This is a genomic window from Tautonia plasticadhaerens, assembly GCF_007752535.1.
Lineage (GTDB): Bacteria > Planctomycetota > Planctomycetia > Isosphaerales > Isosphaeraceae > Tautonia > Tautonia plasticadhaerens.
This window is the reverse complement of the sequence record NZ_CP036426.1, coordinates 3638369-3659321: the sequence shown is the minus strand read 5'-3', so window position 1 is coordinate 3659321 and position 20953 is coordinate 3638369. Positions and strand designations below refer to the sequence as shown.

General features: G+C 71.5%; 10 protein-coding genes. 3 read left to right on the top strand and 7 right to left on the bottom strand.

The features are described from left to right. Window positions 1–19 precede the first annotated feature (19 nt). The 3 genes from ElP_RS14530 to ElP_RS14520 form a co-directional block, all read right to left on the bottom strand. The gene (locus tag ElP_RS14530) at window positions 20–3343 is read right to left on the bottom strand and encodes a tetratricopeptide repeat protein (protein WP_145270426.1); all 3324 of its coding nucleotides are present in this window, start codon (window positions 3341–3343) and stop codon (window positions 20–22) included. 129 nt (window positions 3344–3472) lie between these two features. Continuing rightward, window positions 3473–5539 carry an FAD-dependent oxidoreductase gene (locus tag ElP_RS14525; protein ID WP_145278437.1) on the bottom strand — a complete coding sequence of 689 codons (2067 nt, stop codon included), beginning with the start codon at window positions 5537–5539 and terminating at the stop codon, window positions 3473–3475. Between the two features lie 285 nt (window positions 5540–5824). Further along, entirely contained in the window at window positions 5825–8413 is a 2589-nt protein-coding gene (locus tag ElP_RS14520) for a CehA/McbA family metallohydrolase (RefSeq protein ID WP_145270424.1), read from the bottom strand. A 250-nt stretch (window positions 8414–8663) separates the two neighbouring features. Between ElP_RS14520 and ElP_RS14515 the strand changes: the two genes are divergently transcribed. Beyond that, on the top strand, window positions 8664–10574 hold the full coding sequence (locus tag ElP_RS14515; protein WP_145270422.1) for an SLC13 family permease: 1911 nt from the start codon (window positions 8664–8666) through the stop codon (window positions 10572–10574). A 74-nt stretch (window positions 10575–10648) separates the two neighbouring features. Here ElP_RS14515 and ElP_RS14510 read toward each other — a convergent pair whose 3' ends face one another. Beyond that, window positions 10649–11161 (bottom strand): hypothetical protein, encoded by a 513-nt coding sequence (locus tag ElP_RS14510; RefSeq protein ID WP_145270421.1) that lies wholly within the window; start codon window positions 11159–11161, stop codon window positions 10649–10651. A 275-nt stretch (window positions 11162–11436) separates the two neighbouring features. On the opposite strand from ElP_RS14510, the gene ElP_RS14505 reads away from it, so the two are divergent. Further along, window positions 11437–13839, top strand: coding sequence for a hypothetical protein (locus tag ElP_RS14505; RefSeq protein WP_145270419.1), 2403 nt, complete (start codon window positions 11437–11439; stop codon window positions 13837–13839). Window positions 13840–13948: 109 nt separating this feature from the next. On the opposite strand, the gene ElP_RS14500 is transcribed toward ElP_RS14505, so the two are convergent. Next, window positions 13949–15469 carry a B12-binding domain-containing radical SAM protein gene (locus ElP_RS14500; protein WP_145270416.1) on the bottom strand — a complete coding sequence of 507 codons (1521 nt, stop codon included), beginning with the start codon at window positions 15467–15469 and terminating at the stop codon, window positions 13949–13951. A gap of 316 nt (window positions 15470–15785) precedes the next feature. Here ElP_RS14500 and cls point away from each other — a divergent pair, with 316 nt between their 5' ends. Continuing rightward, window positions 15786–17240 (top strand): cardiolipin synthase, encoded by a 1455-nt coding sequence (gene cls, locus ElP_RS14495; RefSeq protein ID WP_145270414.1) that lies wholly within the window; start codon window positions 15786–15788, stop codon window positions 17238–17240. A gap of 54 nt (window positions 17241–17294) precedes the next feature. Here cls and ElP_RS14490 read toward each other — a convergent pair whose 3' ends face one another. Together ElP_RS14490 and ElP_RS14485 are read right to left on the bottom strand one after the other, a co-directional pair. After that, window positions 17295–18779, bottom strand: coding sequence for a hypothetical protein (locus ElP_RS14490; RefSeq protein ID WP_145270412.1), 1485 nt, complete (start codon window positions 18777–18779; stop codon window positions 17295–17297). A 250-nt stretch (window positions 18780–19029) separates the two neighbouring features. Continuing rightward, window positions 19030–20685 (bottom strand): tetratricopeptide repeat protein, encoded by a 1656-nt coding sequence (locus tag ElP_RS14485; protein ID WP_145270410.1) that lies wholly within the window; start codon window positions 20683–20685, stop codon window positions 19030–19032. Window positions 20686–20953 lie beyond the last annotated feature (268 nt).

The window sequence follows — 20953 nt, the reverse complement described above, 5'->3', positions numbered from 1 at the left end:
CACTGGTCGAAACAGGGGCTTACGACGCGGAGCCGTCCCGCAGTTTGTCTAGCAATCTCTGAGTGTTCTCCCTTTCTTGTTCATTGCCCGTTTTCGTCCATACAGTCAGGGCCTTTGTGTACCAGCGTTCGGCGGCGCCTTGGTCTCCCCGGTCCTGGACCACGATCCCCAGATTGGTGTAGGTGCGCGCGGCCCCGGCCTCGTCGCCCAGCCGCTCGGAGATCTCCAGGGAACGCGCATACCAGCATTCGGCGGCGTCCAGATCCCAGCGGAGCTGGGCCACGATCCCCAACTGGTGATAGGCGAGAGAGACCCCAGCCTCGTCGCCCAACCGCTCCTTGATTTCCAGGGAGCGCACATACCAGCGTTCGGCGTCGTCCAGGTCCCCCCGGTCCTGGGCCACCCTCCCCAGCTGATGGTAGGTGCCTGCGGCCCTGGGCTCGTCGCCCAGCCGCTCGGAGATCTCCAAGGCCTTTGTGTACCAGCGTTCGGCGGCGTCCAGATCCTCCCGGTCCTGGGCTACTGTCCCCAACTGGTGGTAGGAACACGCGCGGCCGGGCCCGACGCTCAGCCGCTCGAAGCTCTCCAGGGCCCTGGCATACCAGCGTTCGGCGGCGTCCAGATCCCAGCGGAGCTGGGCCACCATTCCCAGTTGGTGATAGGTAGCTGCGGGGCCGGCCTCGACGCCCAACCGCTCCTTGATCTCCAGGGCCTTGGCATACCAGCGTTCGGCGGCGTCCAGATCCCAGCGGAGCTGGGCCACAACCCCCAGTTGGTGATAGTAGCCGGCTCTAAGTCTTTCATTCTCCCTGACAAGTCGAGACTCAGTGAGCCGTTGCAACAATCGTTCGGCGTGCTGGAAGTTCCACGTATTCTGGGCATAGGATGCCAGGGTCGCGACCAAGCCTGTGGCAATCCGGTCCATCTCCAACCTGCTTGCCTCCTCCCAAGCGCGATTGAAGTTTGTCGAATGGACCGAGAACGGCCCGCGCTGCTCGTGGACGGGACACCCGATGACACGAACACCTATGGATCCTATCACCTTAGAAAATGCCCGGCACCACGGATCGCGGGCGGCCGCGGCCGAGGTCGATGAGGTCGAGCGGAGGAAGCCGGTCAGGGCAGGATGGATCTCGTAGATCGCCAGCCCGCGATTACGCAGGAGCCCGGCGTTGGAGAGGATGGAGACGAACTGGTCGATGCGGTCTCGGGTCCAGGACTTGTCCACATCCTTCGCCATCGCTTCCAGAGAATCTGCATCGACAAAGTGCTCGTGCAAGGCAAGGAGGATCAGGAGCGGACGAAGATCATCGGGGAGAGAGTCCACGGCGAAGCGGAGGGTGGCGAAGAGCGTGTCCTGGATCTCGTCGCCGCTAGGGCCGAGGGCGGAGAGGTTGTCGCGGATCGTGAGGACGAGCTGGGCGGCGGTCTGGTCTTCGAGTCGGGGGAGGAGGACCCGCATGGCGAGCGGGTGGCCGGCGAGGAGGTCCATGAGGGCGCCGAGGTCGGGGTCGTCGCGGTTGATCGACTTGCCGAGGTCGCGGAGGATCGTCTCGCAGTAGTCCCAGCGTTCCTCGCCGGCCAGGCCGCCGAGGCCGATCTTGAGGCGGCTGTCGCCCAGCCAGTCCTCGGTGCTGCGGCTAGTGATGAGGACCTTGCTCTTGCCGTCGCGGAGGCGGCGGAGGAGCGAACGGAGGAGTTCTTGATCCTCGGCCGGGAGGCTGGCCTCGACGGGAGTACCGGGGATGCCGCGGACGGTCTCGAAGTTGTCCCAGACGACGAGGACGCGATCGGCCTTGAGGAGGGCGATGAGGCGGTCGAGCTTGGTCTCCAGCGGCAGCGGGATAGCGTCGGTGCCGATCAGGGCCTCGACCATGCGGTTGATGACGTACTCGGCAGTGCGGATGCCCTGGAACGTGAACCAGAAGCAGCCCCGGCCGAGGCCGCCGGTGTCCTTGAGCCAGCGGACGAACCCTCGGGCAAGAGTGGTCTTTCCGACCCCGCCGAGCCCCTGGATCAGGATGCCGGCTCGTGGGAGGTGCATCGCCCGCTCCAGCACTAGGATCGGCCCGTCTCGGCCGACGAAGCCATAGGGGTTCTCGTCGTCCCGGGCCTCTGGGGGCAGGGCATCGGCGTCGGTCGGGGGGCGATGGGTGCGGGCCTGGGAGGCGAACGGGAGGGCGAGCGCCTCCTGCTGGTAGACGACCGGCACGAGCCAGTCGTCGAGGTCGAAACGGCCCCGGACGCAGACGCGGCCCTTGTAGGCGAGCATCTGCTGGCGGCCAGCCCGGGTAGCCTGGGCGATGTCTCCGGTGCGGAACAGGGCGCGGTAGAAGCCGGGGAGGAACTGCTGGGCTCCGCTGACGTAGAGCGAGTAGGCCATCGCCACCACGCTTCGCACCCCCGCCCGGAGCATGGCCGCCGCCACCGAGGCGAAGGGGTCGGCCGCCTGATGGTCTACCATGCCCGACTGGCAGGCGTTCATGACCACGGCCGTGATGCGGCACTCGCGCAGCAGGAGGGCGAGCTGCTCGGCGTCTTTCAAGTCGGGCTTGCCCTCGACGTCCTCGAAGGCGAGCTTGCCAATCGGGCCCTTCAACTGATGCTGGTCGATAGGCCCGACCGCCTCGGCCTGGTAGGCTCCGTGGCCGTCGAAGTGGACGACCTGATAGTAGCCGGGCCGCTCGTGCAGCAGGTGCTCGCGGAGGCGGTCGAAGGTCGGCGGGCGGAGGACCGTGACCTCGGCGGGGAGGTTCTGGTTGACCACCATCTCGACCAGCGGGCGGGAAAGGGACCGGTAGGAGACGTCGGCCTCGAACGGCCGACAGGTGACGAGGAGGATGTTGATCCGATCGTTCGGCAGCGCGTCGGGCAGGGGGGCGGGGTCTCGGGTGGTGTTGAGCTGCCGCTCAATCTGGCAGGCCGGGGCCAGGAAGCCGGATTGCGGGTCGAGTAGCGCCTCCCAAGGCCAGCCTAGCACGCGGGGGTCGTCGCTGGAGATTCGCAAGTGGAGCCGGTCCAGGCCGTCTCGGGTGGCGTCGTGGAAGAATGTGTTCCCCTGGCCGGCGCCGAAGAGGGCGGTGAAAGCCGTTTCACCCCAGCCTTTCAGGGCGGCCCGGACGCGGTCGGCGACGTCGGTCTGCGGGGGGAACGGGTAGTCGAGGAAGCGTTCCAGGTACCACCGGAGGTCCCGCATCAGCTCGCTGTTCGGCCTGCCCTCGACCGGGAAGCCGATGGGGGAAGGGATGGAGGCCGAATTGGTGGCCTTGAAGTCTCTATCCCGGATCACCTGGAATCGGTGGCCATCACCTTCGCTCACGTCGCGGACGATCAGCGTGCTCACCAGCGATAATCCTCCAGCATCATCGCGCCGAAATCACGATTGCACTGGAGGATTATCTCCGAAGGTCCGAGACAAGTCGATTCCATCACTCGTCGCCCGTCGGTCTCGTACGACCGGGCCGGGGCGGGGTCATTTCGGCAGGAACTGGACGGCGTCGAGGATGACGTGGCCGTCGGTGGCTTCGGTGCGGATCTCGACGGCGGCCTCGGCGTCGAAGTCGAAGGTGCCGAGGGGGTGGAAGGGGGGATCGGCGGGGGGGCGGCGCTGGTCGAGGGTGAGTTCGGCGGCGCCCCCGGCGTGGCGGATCGTCACGGGGACGTTGCTCGCCCGGTTGGAGGAGGGGACGTACGAGATGCGGACCTCGTAGCGGCCGGGGCCGAGGGGGGTGCGGAAGGTGGCGTGCTTGGAGCCCTTGGCCGAGTCGCCGTCGTGGCGGTAGCCGAGGTCGACGAAGGGGTGCAACGCGGCGCCGGTGGACCAGGGGCCGGTCAGGTCGGCGTCGGCGTCGTCGACGACGACGCCGGGGAGGTCGGAGGACTGGAGGGTGACGCTGGGGCGGTGGGCGGTGGAGTCGGGCAGGTCGATGACCTGGCCGTCGGCGAGGAGGCGGTCGCGGAAGGCGTCGGCGGGGATCGCCTGGACGGGGGTGTCGTGGTCAATCGCCAGGCAGGCGGCGGTGGCGGCCGACTGGCCGAGGATCATGAAGACCGGCTCCATCCGGATCGAGCCATACGCGATGTGCGAGGAGGAGAGGCAGACCGGGACGACGAGGTTGGTGCACTCCTCCCGCCTCGGGACGAGGGCGCGATAGCTGATGGGATAGGGGCCGCCGGGGCTGATCTGGATGTCCCCCTCGTTCCGGGCGTGGCCGTTCTCGTCGACGTAGCGCTGGACGTTGTGGGAGTCCATGTTGTAGGAGCCCATGCCGACGGGGTCGGGGGTGGGCTCCAGGCCCCGCAGGTGGCGCTCGGTCATGACGAAGTCGGAGACCAGCCGGCGGGCCTCCCGGACGTAGATCTGGTGCGGCCAGTGGCCGTTGTCGGTGAACTCGTCGCGCGAGAGGCCGTAGCCGGCGGCCTTCGACCGGATGTCCTCGGGGACGCCGGGGTCGTTGGCGAGGAAGTACATCAGGCCCTTTTGATACTGCTCGTGCTCGGCGATGATCTCGCGGCGACGGTCGTAGGAGGCCTCGGGGTAGTCGTAGTTCCGGCCGATGTTGTCGGTGGAGAAGGCGCCGTGGTTATTGGTGTCGGTCTTGCGGTTGGGGATGGGGTCGAACTTGTTGAAGACGCCCTTCCAGCCGCCCCGGAGGTATCGGCCGAGCAGTTCGTATTCGGCCGGGTCGTAGCCCTCGGGCTTTTCGAAGGGGACGCGGTTGTCGGGGTGGTCGGTCAGGCACATCCGGAAGCAGTAGGCCTGGAGGCGGTCGTCCCCCTCGCCCTCCTCGCCGGGGCCCCCGGGGTGGATCCGGGGGAGCAGGCCGCTGGAGGGGTCGCCGGGGACGACGTAGGGGTCGACCGGGAAATCGAACTGGTGGCTGACGGCGCGTCGGGCCTGGACGCCGTTGAGCGTTTCGCCATATTTGGAATTGGACTCACGGCCGACGGTGGTGGAGACGCCGGCGGCGGCCATCAGGTCGCCCTCATACGAGGCGTCGATGAACTGCGTGCCGGCGAAGGTGCGGCCGTCGAGGGTGGTGATGGCGGCGATCCGGTCGCCCTCCTTCGCCACGCCGTCTTCCCGGTCGAGCCAGGCGTCCCGGACGACGGGGATGTCGTGCTCGGCGACGAGGTCCTCGAAGACCTGTTCGGCGACGTGGGGCTCGAAGATCCACATGGTGCGCTGACTGCCGTCGATGGCGGGGGTGCCCTGGCCCCGGTTGCCGTAGGCGTCCCGCGACTGCCACCGCCAGGCGTCGTCGTTCTGGTAGTGCTGCCAGACGCGGTGGTAGAACTCGCGGGAGAGGCCGCCGATGGTCTCCTTGCGGCCGGAGTCGGTCCAGCCGAGGCCGCCGCTGGAGAGGCCGCCGAGGTGGACGTCGGGCGAGACGACCACGACCGACTTGCCCATGCGGTCGGCCTGCACCGCGGCGGCGATGCCGGCCGAGGTGCCGCCGTAGACGACGACGTCGTAGGTCCGGGGGCCGTCGTCGACCGGGCCGGCGAGGGCGGAGGCGAGCAGGAGCGTGGGGAGCATGGTGGTCACCGAGGCTGGTTCGGGGCGAGGGCGAGGGTCGCCTCCGGGTGGCGCGGCGGAGGGCGGAGATCCATGGCCGAGGATCGATCCCGACGGATCGCGATCGCGGATTCGGCGATCGGGCATCCGCCCATTGCCGGGGGCATCCGAGGCGGCACGACCGGGGCCGGAGGGCCGGCACGACCCCATTGAACCATCGGGGAGGCGAGGGGGCCAGGGTGCGGGGGGAGGGAAGGCCCACCCCGGGGGGACGCCCCGGGGAGGGCCGATCGGGACGGGGGCGGGTCAGTTCTCCTTGGTCGGCAGCGGGGCGCCGAGGGTGTCCCCGTTCGGCTCGAAGCCGTCGCCGTCGGCGTCGATGAAGATGGGGTTGGACACGGCGACGGGCTTGTCGTCGGCGTGGCCGCCCTCGCCGAAGACGGGGCCGAGCGAGGACCCCTCGCCGATCGTGGCGACGATGACGTGGGTGTCCTCGTCGAGCGTCAGCGGGATCTCGCGGTCGAACCGGACGGCCCCCTCGGAGGAGAAGGCGTCGGGGGTCGACTCCCGGGTGAAGTCCAGGTCCTCGGACGGCTTGCCGTTGAGGAAGACCTGGACGCGGTCGACGTCGAACCAGTTCGGGCACTGGACCTTCACGCGGAGCGTGGCCGAGCCCCCGGCCAGTTCCAGGTCGCCGCCGGGGATCGCCTCGGCGCCGTCGGAGCGGGCGACGACCTCCAGGAAGGGGCCGCTGGTCATGACGACCTGGCCGGCCTCGGCGGCGTGGACGACGTCCATGACGTCGATCTCGGACGGGTCGTCGGTCGGGCTCTTCAGGTCGTTCCGCAGCCAGCCGGAGCCGTGGAGGTTGTAGTGGGCGTCGGTGTTGACGACGCCGGGGATGCGGTGCCCCTGGTTGAGCAGCTGCATCCAGTTGACGATCGTGTTGTTGTACGACCGGCCGTCGCGGTCGATCGAGGCCGGCTCGAAGATGGTGTGGAGCGGGTGGACCTCGATCACGTCCATGTGGCCGAACATGCCCCGGAAGCCCTGGTCCTGCTGGCCGTCGCCGTTGCGGTCGAAGAACATGTGGCCGAGGTCGGGGTGGTTGACCTGGACGAGCTTGTCGCTGTGGCCGTCCCAGAGGGCGAGGCGCTCGATCTGCGTCTCGGGGTCGTCGTCGATCGTCGGGGCGCCGCCGTCCTGGGTGTGCTCGCGGAGGGCCAGGGGGAAGGCGTTCTGGTGGTTCAGCGGCAGGGGGCGGTTGGTCAGCTCCAGGCCCGTGCAGGTGGCCATCAGCCGCTCGACGCCCAGCGCCCGGAGGTGGGGGACGTAGGTCGAGAGGCGGTTGTGCTCGGTGCAGGGGGCGAACTCGACGTGCTCGCAGAGCAGGTTCAGCACGCGGCCGAGCTGGCTGGCGGTGTTGTCCCCCGAGGGCGTGGAGTGGCTGTGGAAGTCGGAGCTGACCCAGCCGGTCGTGTCGACGGTGCGCACCAGGGTGGCCGTCAGCCCGGCCTCGGCGCCCCGATCGACCGCCAACTCGGTGAACACGGCGTCATACTCGGGCCCGTAGCTGATGATCACGTCGTACTGGCCCGGCGCGAGGGCCTGCCGGAACCGGCCGTCGTGGGAGTAGTAGAGGTTGCCGACGGCGACCTCGCCGGAGTCGGGGCCGAAGTCGGGGGACTCGGTGCCGTTTTTCCCCTTGAACTGGACCTTGCAGGGGATCGGCCCGCCGTCCTCGCCGGAGATCTCGGCGACGACGTAGCCGGGCTGGGGCAGGGTGGCGACGTAGGTGCCCGGCTCGCCGTCGAGCGGCTCGAACTCGGTGGTCGAGTCTCCCCAGGGGGCGACGACCTCGGGCTCGCCCTCCATCCCCGCCGGGAGCCGGCCGGAGAGTCGGCCCTCGGCGTCGGTGCGGCCCCGGGCATAGAGCTCGCCGTCGACCCGGAGCAGGACGTCGGCCCCTTCGACCGGGGCGCCGGACTCGTCCCGGACGACCAGGCTCCCCTCGGACTGCTCGACGCCCTGGGCTTCGGCCGCCACGGCCCGGACCTCGAAGAGGTCGGCGGCCGGCACGAGGCGCCGTGAGAGCGAGGTGGATTCGCCGGGCCCCAGCACCACCTCGTCGGACCCGCCGATCGGGTAGTCGAGGTACGAGTACCTCGCGTCGGACTTCGAGGAGACCTCCACCCCCTCGGGCAGGACGCCGTAGGCCTGGCCGAAGTGGGCGTCGGCGACCCAGAAGAGCGAGGAGGAGCCGTCGGGGGCCTTCTCGAAGGTCCGCTCGGCCCGGAGCGCGTCGGCGGGCTCGATCGCCAGATCCCGGCCGGTGTCGTTGGTCCAGGTCGTCTCGACGGTGACGGCGTCGGCGTCGTCGCCCAGGGTGTAACGCAGCTCGACGGTCGGGCGGTCGGGCCGGGGCTTCGAGATGAGCCTCAGGGTGATCGACCGGGCCCGGACGAGCATCGACGGGCGGGCCCGGTTGGTGCCGTCGGGCTCGTTCCGCTCGACGTCGAAGATCTCGGGCTCGTCCACCTCGACCCCGGCGAACTGGAAGTCGTTGGTGGGGGAGGCGGCGTAGAAGGCCTGGAGCTGGTCGCCGCCCTCGGAGTCCCGGCGGGCCAGGTCGATGATCATGCCGCCGACGTCCCGGACCGTCATGTTCGCGTTCCGCATCCGGACCGGCCGGGCGATCACGGCGACCACCCGGTCGTTGCGGAGCGCGAAGTCGCCGTAGATGGCGTCGGCCTCCTTGCCGACCGGGGCGTAGGAGTCCCAGGTCTGGGGGGAGAGCGTGACGAGGTCGGTGGCCCGGGTCGGGGGGGCGGGCATGGCCGTCGCCAGGGCCAGGGCGGCGGCGGCGAGGCATCCGGCGAAGGGGGTTCCCCTCATGGCGTGGTCGTCCTCCGGTTGGGGTCGATCGGGAGCGGCGAGGCCCTCGACCGAAGTCGAGGGGTCGCCGCCCATTGAACGCCGTCGCGCGCCGGATCGCCAGCAGTTCCGCCCCCCTTCCCAGGGGTTTCACGAGACGTTCACCGCCGGCAACGACGCCGGCAACGATCTTGCACATCCCGATCAAGATGGGATAGATTAGCCGGCCGTCGATTCACGATCCCCGTCCATCCCCCGGTCTCGCCCGCCCATGCCGCCTCCTCGATGGTTGCCGCTGATCGTCCTGACGGGGGTCGTCTTGCTCTGGGCCGGGGGCGGGGTCGCGATGGCCGGGCCCGAGGGGGTGGCGCCGGGGGGTGCCGGTGACGCCGGTGGGCTGGGCTTCGGGGCCTGGTTCACCCTGGGGCTGACGGCGGCGGTGCTGCTGACGCTGGTGCGGGACTGGGCGTCGCCGGACGTGGTGTTCCTGGGGGCGGCGGTGCTGCTGGCGCTGGTGGGCGTGCTGGAGCCGGCCGAGGCGTTCGCCGGGTTCGCCAACCCCGGGGTGCTGACCGTGGCCGGGATGTTCGTGGTGGCCGCGGCCTTGCGGGAGACGGGAGTGCTGGACGTGGTCGGCGACCGGCTGCTGGGCCGGGTGGGCACGGCCCGGGGGGCGAGGGCGAGGCTGGCGGGGCTGGTGATCCCCAGCTCGGCGGTGGTGAACAACACGCCGATCGTGGCGATGCTGATGCCGGTGGTGGTCGACTGGTGCCGCCGGATGCGCGTCTCCCCCTCGACGCTGCTGATGCACCTGTCGTTCCTGTCGATCCTGGGGGGCTGCTGCACGCTGATCGGCACCAGCACGAACCTCGTCGTGCACGGGCTGCTGCTGAAGCAGGGGGCGTCGGGGCTGGGGTTCCTGGAGCTGGGCTACGCGGGGATCCCCTGCGCCCTGGTCGGCGCCGCGTACCTGCTCTGGGTCGCCCCCCGGCTGATGCCCGAGCGCAAGGACGTCCGCCAGCAGCTCAGCGAGTCAAGGCGGGAGTACCTCTCGGAGTTGCGGGTGGCCCCCGAGTGCAAGCTCGTGGGCAAGACGGTCGAGGAGGCGGGGCTGAGGCACCTGCCGGGCCTCTTCCTGATCGAGATCGACCGCGACGGCGAGGCGATCGGCCCGGTCGAGCCGGACGTGGAGATCCACGCCGGGGACCGCCTGGTGTTCACCGGGGACGTCTCCACGATCACCGAGCTGGAGAAGATCCCCGGCCTGATGCCCGCCGCGCAGCCCGACTACGAGATCTCCGGGGGCTCGGGGGTCGACCGCCCCGGGCACCGGCTCTGCGAGGCGGTGGTCAGCTCGGCCTCCCCGCTGGTGAACACCAGCGTCCGGGAGGCGGGGTTCCGGGGCATGTACGACGCCGCCGTGGTGGCCGTGCACCGCAACGGCGACCGCCTGACCGGCAAGGTGGGGGACATCGTCCTCCGCCCGGGGGACACCCTGCTGTTGCAGGTCGGCCCCGACTTCAGCCGGGGCTTCCGGGACCACCGGGACTTCTACCTCGTCTCCGAGGTCGAGGGCTCGACCACCCCCCGGCACCGCCTCGCCGGGATCGCGGCGGCGATCACGGGCCTGCTCGTCCTGGCGATCGCCTCGGGCTTGGTCGAGCCGGCGGTGGCGGCCCTGCTGGCCGGGGGCCTGATGGTCGCCTCCCGGTGCCTGAACCGCAACGACGCCCTGCGGTCGGTCGAGTGGCCGGTCCTGCTGGCGATCGCCTCGTCGCTCGCCCTGGCCGAGGCGATGTCCAAGACCGGCGCCGCCGCCGCCGGGGCCGAGCTGCTCGTCTCGCTGACCCGCTCCCTCGGCCCGGTCGCCACCCTGGCGGCCCTCTACTTCGGCACGATGATCCTCAACGAGCTGGTCACCAACAACGCCGCCGCGGCCCTGGCCTTCCCGCTGGCGCTGGAGTCGGCCCGGGTGCTGGGGGTGGAGCCCCGGCCGTTCGTCATCGCCATCACCCTGGCCGCCTCGTTCGCCTTCGCCTCGCCGATCGGCTACCAGACCCACATGATGGTCTACGGCCCCGGCGGGTATCGCTACGGCGACTTCGTCCGCGTCGGCGTGCCGCTGAACCTGCTGCTCTGGGTCTCGGCGACGATCCTCGTGCCCCTGATCTGGTCGTTCTAGGGCGAGAGTTCGACCAGCCCGAGGCAAGCCCCAGGATACGACGGGTGACCGGCCCCCTCTCTGAAGCCGTAGGATCACCATTCCGGGATGCGGCCGCCGCCGCCGGGCGGATGATACTCGCGCCTCCCGGGGGGGCCGGTCATGTGGCCGGCGAGCGGGCGACTGAGGCGGCGGTAGGTCGGCTTCTGGCCCTGGCGGAACCCCCAGTCGTTCCGGAGCACGGCGTTCGACGCGGCGGAGACCGTCTCCCCGGGGCCGACGACGATGCCGACGTGACCGGTCGCGTCGGCGTACTCGTGGGCCTCGGAGATCACGTCCCCCGGCTCGGGGCTCGAGACCACGTCCCAGCCCTCGATCTCGACCGCCGGGTCGGCCCACTCCCGGGCCAGCGGCGGGCGCGTCCAGAAGATCCGCCTCGAGACGACGGGGAGGGGACGGGCGTCGGCCTCGACCATCACGTCGTAGACGAACAGGTTGCACTTGTTCGTGTTCTTGCCGAAGTCGCCCTTCTCGACCGAGTAGGCCCACAGGGCGCTCCCGACGTGTCGCTTGGCGACCTCGACGATCTTCGCGGCCTTGTTGGACATCGCTGCCTCCCCTCCGGCGCGGGAGCGCCCGGACGCCCGGCCCCCCGATCGCCCCTCGGCCCGGATGCCCCCGATCATCGCTCGCCCGCCCTGTCTCCACAATCGGATTCGGGGGCTTCGAGGCGAAGGGATGGTCGGCGCCCCGGGCCCGAACGGGCCCGGGCGCGGGGGGGCCCCGGGGCGGCTCGCCTTGACAGGGGGAGGCGATCCCCGATCATCTGCCCCGGCGTGACAGATGACGGGGGATCGATCGGGCTTCGGGCGGGGCGCGGGGCGTGTTCGGACTCGGGACTCGGGAAGTCGACCCGGCCAGGCTGAGGGGGCTGGCGGTCCTCGCCGCGGCGGGGACGCTGTGGGGGGTGATGGCGCTGCCGATGGCCTGGGGCCTCGTCTACCACGAGGACGACCTCGGCGGCTTCCACCTGCCCCTCCGGCACTTCCTCGCCCGATGCCTGGCCGAGGGGGACGACCCGGCCTGGCTGCCAGGCCTGTTCTGCGGCTTCTACCTCCAGGGGGAGGGGCAGGCGGGGCTCGACCACCCGGCCCACCGCCTCCTCTACGGGACGCTGCCGCTGGGCCCGGCGTTCAACCTCGAGCTGCTGCTGAGCTACCCCGCCCTGTTCGCCGGCACGGCCCTGATGCTCCGCCTGAGGGGCCTGCCGGGCGACTCGGCGCTGTTCGGGGGGCTGGTCTTCGCGTTCTCGGGGTTCAACCTGCTCCACTACTTCCACCTGAACATGGTCGCCGTGGTGGCCCACATCCCCTGGCTGCTGGCGGCGATCGATTGGGCCTGGAGGGCCGAGGGGCCCGGCCGGGCCTCGGCGGCGTGGGCGGGCGTCTCGGCGCTGACGGCGTCGCAACTGTGGATCGGTCACCCGCAGCTCGTCTGGCTCTCGGGGCTGGCGGAGCTGCTCTACGCCGCCTGGCTGTCCCGGCATCCGGCGGGCCCGGCGGCCGGGCGATGGGCCGGGCTGGCCGCCTCGAAGGCGCTCGGGCTGCTCGTCTCGGCCTCGCAGGTGCTCCCCACGCTCGCCCACTTCTCCGGGTCGACCCGGAACGACCCGACGACCCGATTCGCGGCCATTAACCCGCTCCACCCGGCGAACCTCGTGCAGCTCGTCTCGCCGTACGGGTTCCGGGCCCGGTACTTCGGTGGCCTCGACCACGGGGGCCCCTGGCCGACGCACGAGTTCGGGCTCTACAACACGGCGGCGGTGACGGTCCTCGCCGCCTGGGCGCTGTCGAGGGCCCGGGCGTCCCGGTGGCCGGGCCTGACCCGATGGGCCGGCCTGCTCGGCGCGGTCGGCCTGGTGCTCGCGGTCGGCCGGTACACGCCGGCGGGCCTGGCCTGCGAACGGCTGCCGGTCGTCGGCCTGTTCCGGTGCCCTTCCCGGGCGATCGTGCTGGTTCACCTGGCCTCGGCCGTGCTGGCGGCGGTCGCCTTCGCGGACCTCGCCCGGGTCCGGGACCGTCGGGGCCGGCTCCCCTGGGGGCAGCTCTGGCCGATGGCCCCGCCGCTGGCCCTGAGCCTGCTCGCCGCCGCCGCCTTCGGGGCCGCCCGGGGGTCGGGCGTGCTGGGGGGGCTCGTCGGGTCGGGCGAGGCGATCCGCACCGGGCCGCTGCTGTTCGCCGGGGCGACGCTCGCCGGCCTGGGCTCGGCCCGGGGCAGGCCCGGCGCCCTGGTCGTCCTCGTCCTGCTGACCGCCTCGGACCAGGCGACCTACGGGGTCGAGGGGATGCTCCGACGCATCCCCCCCCTGCCGATCGCCTCGGTGGTCGGCCTCGACCCGCCCCCTCCCGGGGATCCCGGGGGGGCGAGGACCCGGGGGGGCACGAACCTGCTGATGATGGGCGGGGGCTCCCTGGTCGACGGCTACAGCTCGATGCGGCCGAGGGGCGTCCTCGACTACGGGCGCCCGGCCGCGCTCCGGGTCGCCGGCGTCGGCCAGGTCCGGGGGGAATCCGAGCCGGGGTCCTGGCGACCGGCCCCCGACCCGCTGGCGATGGCCCGGCTGGTCACCCAGGCCGTGCCGAGCAAGGACCCGAGGCGAGACATTGAGCGGATCGATCCCGGGACGACGGCGATCGTCGACCGGCCGGTCTCGCTGTCGGGCGGCGAGCCGGGCCGGGCCCGGGTCGTCGGCCGGGGGGCGGTCGAGATCGAGGTGGCGGTCGAGGCCGATTCCCGGCAGCTCCTCGTCCTCGCCGAGCGTCACCACCCCGGCTGGCGGGCCGAGGTGGACGGGGAGCCGGCCGAGGTCCTGCCGGCCTACGGGGACCTGATGGCCTGCGTCGTCGGGCCCGGGAGCCGTCGGGTCCGCTTCCGGTTCGACCCGACGAGCCTGAGGGTCGGCCGGGCGGGCTCGGCCGTCGGCGTCGCCCTGCTCGCCTGCTGGCCGATCGCCGGGATCGTCGTCGGCCGGCGGCGGCCCGATCGGGGGAGGCCCCATGATCGGGCCGGCCCGGTCGGCCGGCTCGGGGGCGAGTCGGGCTGGCATGAGGGGAGCCGCGACAGCCTCCTTGAGGCGGGCATTGCCCGACATTTCGTCGGGCTCGCCCCGGGGCGACCGACGCCGATTCGCCCGCCGGCCCGCCCGGGACGGAGTCCGTCGTGTCCTGACCCAGACGCCCCTCCGAAGGGGCCGTCGTCCTGGCGGCCCTGGAGGGCATCACGCTGATCGTCCGGGGGGCCTGGCCCTCGGGCTTCGCCCGGGAGGGGCGGGCCGAATGGCCGCTTCCTCCAGGTCGAGGACAGCGACGACGACCCCCACCCGGGCCTTGAGGAGATCAGACCCCGGCGGGGACGACCGAGCCGGCCATCTCGCCGTCGGGGAAGGTGGGGCAGGCCCCGAGCCGGCGCCGAAATCGGAGGTGGCGTCGCCTCGTCCACTCCACCAGGGGCCGCCAGACCGGCCCGGTCATCCGGGACTGGATGAGCCGGTGCCAGAGCCAATTCGACCGCTTGTACAGGTAGGCCATCGCCAGGTAGGGCGGCACGGCCCGCCAGTCCTCCGGCCGTCGTCGCCAGATCGAGCCGTGCGAGAAGAGGCGGCGGTAGCACGACGCATACCCCTCGAACAGCTCCTCGGGGGCCATGTGCCGGGGGAGGAAGACGACGTGGGCCGTGTCGTACCTCGACCAGTCCCGGTGCAGGAGCCGACCCTCGGCCTCCATCTGGCGGAACAGGGGCGTGCCCGGATAGGGGGTCAGAATGTGGAAGGTGGCGCACTCCAGCCGGGCGTCCTCGATCCAGCCGACGGTCCGATCGAAGACGTCCCGGCGGTCGTGGTCGAAGCCCAGCACGAAGCTGCCGTTGACCTGGATGCCGTGCTCGTGCAGCATCCGGACCCTCCTGGCGTAGTCTGTCGGGCTCGGCGTCTTCTTCCTCGCCTCGGCGAGGTTCCGCCCGGAGAGGGACTCGAAGCCGATGAAGACCCCGGTGCAGCCGGCCAGCGCCATCTCCCGGACCAGCGACGGGTCGTCGGTCACGTCGATCGAGACGGCGGCGCTCCAGATCGCCTCCAGGGGGCGGAGGGCCTGGCAGAGGGCCCTCAGGTACCGGGGCCGGGAGCCGAGGTTGTTGTCGGTGAACACCGCGTACGGCTGGCCGTCCCCCCGGAACTCCTCGACGACCTGCTCGACATCCCGGACCTGATAGGGCATCTCCAGGCCGTCGGTCGCCAGGTAGCAGAACCCGCAGCGGTTGTGGCAGCCCCTCGAGGCGATCAGGCTGGTGGTGGTCAGGAAGGATCGGCGGGGGAGCAGGTCGCGTCGGGGGGGAGGGTCCTCGCGGTAGGGGCGTCGATCGCTGCCCCGGTAGACCGATCGGAGCGAGCCCGACTCGACGTCCCGGAGGACCTGGGGCCAGACCTGGACGCCCTCGCCGATCACGATCGAATCGGCATGGGGGGTAACCTCCTCCGGGCAGGACAGGGCGTGCAACCCTCCCATGACGACCACGGCCCCTCGGGCCCGATACCACCGAGCGAGTTCATAGGCGCGGTCGGCGAAGGTCAGGTGGACGGTGATCCCGACCACCTGGGGGAACGGGTCCCAGGGGGGCGGTCCCTGGAGCAGGTTCTCGTCCCAGTAGGACACCTCCCAGTCCGCCGGGGTCGCCCCGGCGATGCTGGTCAGGGCGAGCGAGGGGGTCAGGACGTGCTTGCCGAAGCTGGCGTGCGGGTCCTTGGGGTAGAACGGGTTGATCAGCAGGGCCGATCTGCGCCGGGGAGGCCCCGGCCGGACGGCCTCGTCGAGCCGGGGAGCGATCCGGAGGGCGTCGGGGATCCGGGGCGTTCGCATCGGCATGTCCGGCCTCCGTCGAGGTGATGAGCCCCGGCCCAGGGCCCCGGATCCCAGCTTCGCATCGCGGGGGCCGGGCGTCGAGGCCCGGTCGGTCCGATCGATCCGGAGGGGGTCACCGGGAAAAGGCCGACGGGCCTGCTCGGAAACGGCCCGTCGAGGTGATCGACGCCCCCGACGGCGGGACTGCGTGTCGCCTGGGGGGCAGAGCGATTAGGATGATCGGCCGCCCCCGGCCCTCCCCGGCCGGGGCGATGCGGGCCGGGTCGGCCCCGAGTCGGCCGGCGACGTCGGGCCGGAGGCGGGGAGCGAGGGACGATCGATGCCCGGGCCGCTTCTCACTTCGGCGCTCATCGCCGCGATCCACCTCCTGATCCAACTTTCGCTTTGCGTCCGGGTGCTGCTGAGGCCGCACCGCGAGCCGGCCTCCCGGATCGCCTGGATCCTGGTCATCCTGGCGGCGCCGGTGGTCGGGATCGTGGCCTACCTGCTGCTGGGGGAGGTGAACGTCGGCCGGCGTCGGGTGGGGCGGATGCGGGAGGTGCTCGCGGCGATGCCCCGGATCTCGGACGCCCCCGGGTCGGGCGAGGCGGGCCTGAGGCCGGACGTTCCGGAGCACTGGGAACACCTCTTCCGGCTCGGCGAGACGATCAACGGCTTCGGGCCGATCGGCGGCAGCCGGGGGCGGATGATGGCCGACTCGGACTCGGCGATCGACGCCATCGTCTCGGACATCGACGCCGCCCGGGACCACGTCCACCTGCTCTTCTACATCTGGCTGGCGGACACCAACGGCCTGAAGGTCGTCGAGGCGATGAAGCGGGCCGCCGCCCGGGGGGTGGCCTGCCGGGCGATGGCCGACGGGCTGGGCTCCCGGGCCATGATCGGCTCGGGGCACTGGCAGGCCATGCGGGAGTCGGGCGTCCGGCTGGCGGCGGCCTTGCCGATCGGCAACCCGCTGCTGGGGCCGATCAAAGGGAGGGTCGACCTGAGGAACCACCGGAAGGTGGTGGTGATCGACGACCGGATCACCTACTGCGGCAGCCAGAACTGCGCCGACCCGGCCTTCCTGGTGAAGGCGAAGTACGCCCCCTGGGTCGACGCGGTGATCCGGTTCGAGGGGCCGATCGCCCGTCAGAACCAGTTCCTCTTCGCCTCGGACTGGACCTCGGGGACGGGGGAAGGCCTCGACGACCTGCTGCTGCGGCCGATGCCGACCCCCGAGCCCGGCCTGACGGCCCAGGTGGTGGGCACCGGGCCGACGGTCCGCCCCTCGGCCATGCCCGAGCTGTTCGAGACGCTGATGTACTCCGCCCGCCGGGAGCTGGTCATCACCACCCCCTACTACGTGCCCGACGAGGCGATGCAGGCCGCCCTGTGCGCCGCCGCGAGGCGGGGGGTGCCCACCACCATCATCTTCCCGGCCCGGAACGACTCCTGGATCGTCGGGGCCGCCAGCCGCAGCTACTACGCCGACCTGCTGGCCGCCGGCGTCCGGATCTTCGAATACGAGGGGGGCCTGCTGCACACCAAGTCGCTGACGATCGACGGCGAGGTCACGCTGATCGGCTCGGCCAACATGGACCGCCGCAGCTTCGAGCTGAACTTCGAGAACAACATCCTCTTCTACGACCCCGGGCTGACGGCCGAGGTCCGGGCCCGCCAGCAAGCATACCTCTCCTCCTCCCGCCCCGTCTCGGCCGAGCAGGTGACGCGCTGGCCCAGGCGCCGACGCCTCTGGAACAACACCGTCGCCATGCTCGGCCCGGTCCTCTGACCGGGCACCGGCCTCGGTCCGGGCACGAGGCGGACCCGCCTGGATTCCCCGGTCCTACTGGGCCAGGCGGGCGTGCTCGTCGACCTTGGTGTGCAACCGCGTGAAGACGTCCCGGATCTCCTGCGGATGGGCGCGGATCTCGTCGAAGATGGCGGCCTGCTCCCGGGGAGTCACGGTGACGCCCTGGTCGCGCAGGTCGGCCACGAGGGTGCGCATCCCCTGGTTGTAGATCGACTCGGCCCTCGAGAGCGAGTCGGCGATGTTCTGGAGCAGGGCGACGACCACCCCCAGGATGAGCGTGATCGCCGAGAGGAGGACGTTGATCTTGCCCCGGACGAGGCGTTCCCCGCCCTTGCCGAGGATCGCGCCGACCACCTTGGAGACGTTCCCCGGCTTGAGGCTGCGGAGGTAGAAGGAGAACAGGGCGTCGAAGAGGTTGTCGTAGAGGGTGGGGGCGAGGCGCTGGAGATCCTCCCGGGCGTCGAGGACCGCCCCGACGATGGCGATCCAGTGCGTGAACTTGTGGCGGTTCCGCGCGATGAAGTCCGAGAGGGTGAAGCCGGCGTAGAAGATGGCCGTGCCGGTCATGGCCGTGCCGATCGCCATGAGCAGGTTCACCTCGACCTCGATCATCGTCTGGATCGGGGCGAGCTTCTTCGAGAGGTCGCGCCAGAAGAAGGTCTCGTACTCGCCGACGAAGGCGTCGGTCGACTGGGCGTAGAAGCCGCCGATCGCCCCTCGCATCGGGTCGAGGTCCTCCATCTTGCCGCCGGGCCCCGAGCGGTCGAGCAGCATGAAGACCGCCTCCTGGGCGGTGATGGAGAGGAGCAGCCGCTTGCCGTCCAGCCCGTTGATGACCTGGCCTCGCCTGAACTGGAGGCCGTCGAGCATCGGCGGGCCGCCCCGGATCGTGTGGACGGAGTCGGGATGGAGCCTCGCCTCGACGTCCTTGTCCTTCAGCCGGAGGAGGGAGCCGGAGAGGAGGAAGTGCCGCGTCAGCTCCCGGATGGTCTTGCCGTCGGGCTCGACCAGGCCGTCGGGGTCGGCCATGCCGACCGCCCGGCGCTGGAACCGCCGGATGTGGTCGATCAGCGTCGGGGTCACCTCGCCGTTCGGGGCGAGGGAGACGATGCGGAGGGCGATGGTGCCGTCCGGCAGGACCTCGCCCAGCTCCTTCGGGTCGTAGATCAGGGAGGACTTCACCTCGTTGAGGAGGGTCTTCACGAGGGCGACGTCCCCCTCGTAGTTGAAGCCCCCGATGCCGACGGACCCGGTGATCAGGCTCCCGCCGGAGGCCCGAGGGCCGGGGACCCTGGAGGCCCTGGCCCCGCTCCCGGCCGAGCGTCGGGCCATCAGGTCGTCCCGGATCCGGAGCCACGTGCGCACCAGCTCGCGGTCCCGATCCGGGTCCAGCGCCCGGGTCACCCCGGTCTGCTTGCGGAAGATCCCGTCGACCTCCCCGGCCATCACGGCCTTCTCCGCGGGAGGCAGGGCCTCATACTGATGCGACCAGATCCCCGGCATGTAAGACTTGCTCATCTCCCCGACTCCTGAAATGTTGCGGATCGGACTCGTTCGGAATGGTGGAGCCGCCCGGTCGCCGTCGGCGCGGCCGGGGCGACTCGGCACGCCGACCGGGGCCGGGCCCCCGACGCCCCCGGGGCGTCGGGCCCGGCCCCGGTCGGGGAGGGGCCGGCGCCCTCGAGTCGAGGCCCAAGGGCCGGGACGCGGGCCCCCATCGGGGAGGGCCCTCCGGGGGCCGCCCGGCGAGATCTCCCGACGGGGTCGATCAGACCCCCGGCTGGCAGAAGCAGCAGGAGGAGAGGGTGACGTCGGCGTCCTTCCAGATCTCCTCCCAGCGGGCCCGGACTTGCTTCGCCTCCTCGTCCTTGCCCTGGCGTTCCAGGGCCTGCATCAGGCCGAAGAGGGCCCAGCCGTTCTCGGGGAGCTGTTCGAGATCCTCCCGGCAGACCCGCTCGGCCTCGTCGAAGCGGCCGGACTGGTTCAGGGCGGCGGCCAGGGCGTGGCGGACCGGCTGGATCCAGTCGGGGGGCTCGGAGTAGCGGAGCAGGTCCTGGAGGCGGACGGCCTCCCGGAGGGCGTCGAAGGCGTCGTCCTCGCGGCCCTCGCGATAGAGGATCTCCCCCCGCATGAGGTGCTCGGCCACGTCGAGCAGGTCGGAGGCGGCGTTGTTGCCGAACCGGGCCGACTCGGGGACGAGCGCCCGAGCCTCCAGGAACGCCCCCTGCTCGGCCTTGGCCTCCTCCACGCGGCCCTGGGCGGCCAGGGAGACGGCCCGGGCGTAGCGGCGGAGGGCCCGGGCGAGCGGGAAGGCGGGGTCGGGCTCGGGGGCGTCGAGGATCTCCTCCCAGAGGCCGAAGCGCATCCGGACCTCCAGCGGCATGGCGAGGTAGCCGTCGGCGATGGCGGCGTTCTCCCGGGCCCACCGCTCAGGGATCAGCGCCATCATCTCGTCGATCGCGTCGATGGCCGCCCCGCTCCTGCCCCGCATCATGGCCGCATAGGCGAGCATGTGATAATTATGCGCGATGTAGAGGCCGTAGAAGCCGGGATCGGGCCGGATCGCCAGGAAGCGGCGGTCGGCCTCGATGGCCTTCCGGTTGGACTCCTCGGCCTGCTCCCAGTGGCCGAGCCTCACGTCGATGTGCGAGGGCATGTGCACGTTGTGCGAGAGGCCGGGCTGGAGATCCCGCAGGCGGTCGGCCGCGGCCTCGGCGCGGTCGGGGCGGGCCGAGGGCTCGACGGCGTGGATGTAGAGGTGGTTGGCCAGCGGGTGGTCCGGGGACGACCCCAGGATCGCCTCGATCAGGGCGACGATCTCCTCGGTGCCCGGCTCGGGGAGGCCCTCCTGGGTGTAGAGGGCCCAGGGGCGGAGGTTCATGAGCGACTCGGCATAGAAACACCCGACGTCGGGGTCGTCGGGGTGCCCGGCCCGGATCTCCCGCATGGCGTCGGCGTACGCGCGATCGAGCCCGGAGCGGTCCTCGGGGGGCTCGGGGACGTGGCGGAGGGCGAGGGCCTCGACGAGGGCGCGCTCCAGGCCGGTCGCCTCCCCGGCGGCCGATCGGGCGTGCTCGATGGCGTCGAGCGCCACCCGGGCCTGCTCCTCAGAGACGACCGGCAGGTTGATGTGCGGCCCCTGGGCGTAGGCCAGGCCCCACCACGCCATCACGCAGGAGGGGTCCAGCTCGGCGGCCTGGCGGAAGGAGCGGGCGGCCTCCTCGTGGTTGAAGGCGAAGAGGAGGTTGAGCCCCTGGTCGAAATAGCGCTGGGCGGCCTCGGAGGAAGTCGTCACCGGGCGGGAGTAGGGGCCGAGCCCGTCAAGCAGGGGCTCCTGCCCCGCGGCGTCGGGCGCCGACCCGAGCCCGATCCAGGCCAGCGTCACGGCGAGCAGGGCATGCCTCGGGATTCGTCTCACGGTCATCTCCATCGGGCTCCTCCAGTCGGTGCGGCGGGCGGGGTGGGGGCGCCCGATCGGCCTCCCAGGCCGACCGGGCGCGGCCCCCACCCCGCCGACCCGGATGGTCGGGGCGTCCCCGCGCCCCCTTGAGGGAGACCTGCGCGATCGGCCGCCCCCTCGACAGGGATCGGGATCGAAACGGGATCGGGATAGGGGGCGGGCGCCGGCCGGGGCCGTCGACCCGGTCGTCGACCGGGTCGCCCCCGAGGAGGATCGTCGCAGCCGCCGGGTC

What these genes read in the sequence shown, in the direction of transcription:
- ElP_RS14510 (WP_145270421.1), bottom strand. Translation starts at nt 11,161, where the DNA reads ATGTCCAACAAGGCCGCGAAGATCGTCGAGGTCGCCAAGCGACACGTC.
- ElP_RS14485 (WP_145270410.1), bottom strand. Translation starts at nt 20,685, where the DNA reads ATGACCGTGAGACGAATCCCGAGGCATGCCCTGCTCGCCGTGACGCTG.
- ElP_RS14515 (WP_145270422.1), top strand. Translation starts at nt 8,664, where the DNA reads ATGCCGCCTCCTCGATGGTTGCCGCTGATCGTCCTGACGGGGGTCGTC.
- ElP_RS14500 (WP_145270416.1), bottom strand. Translation starts at nt 15,469, where the DNA reads ATGCCGATGCGAACGCCCCGGATCCCCGACGCCCTCCGGATCGCTCCC.
- ElP_RS14525 (WP_145278437.1), bottom strand. Translation starts at nt 5,539, where the DNA reads ATGCTCCCCACGCTCCTGCTCGCCTCCGCCCTCGCCGGCCCGGTCGAC.
- ElP_RS14520 (WP_145270424.1), bottom strand. Translation starts at nt 8,413, where the DNA reads ATGAGGGGAACCCCCTTCGCCGGATGCCTCGCCGCCGCCGCCCTGGCC.
- ElP_RS14490 (WP_145270412.1), bottom strand. Translation starts at nt 18,779, where the DNA reads ATGAGCAAGTCTTACATGCCGGGGATCTGGTCGCATCAGTATGAGGCC.
- cls (WP_145270414.1), top strand. Translation starts at nt 15,786, where the DNA reads ATGCCCGGGCCGCTTCTCACTTCGGCGCTCATCGCCGCGATCCACCTC.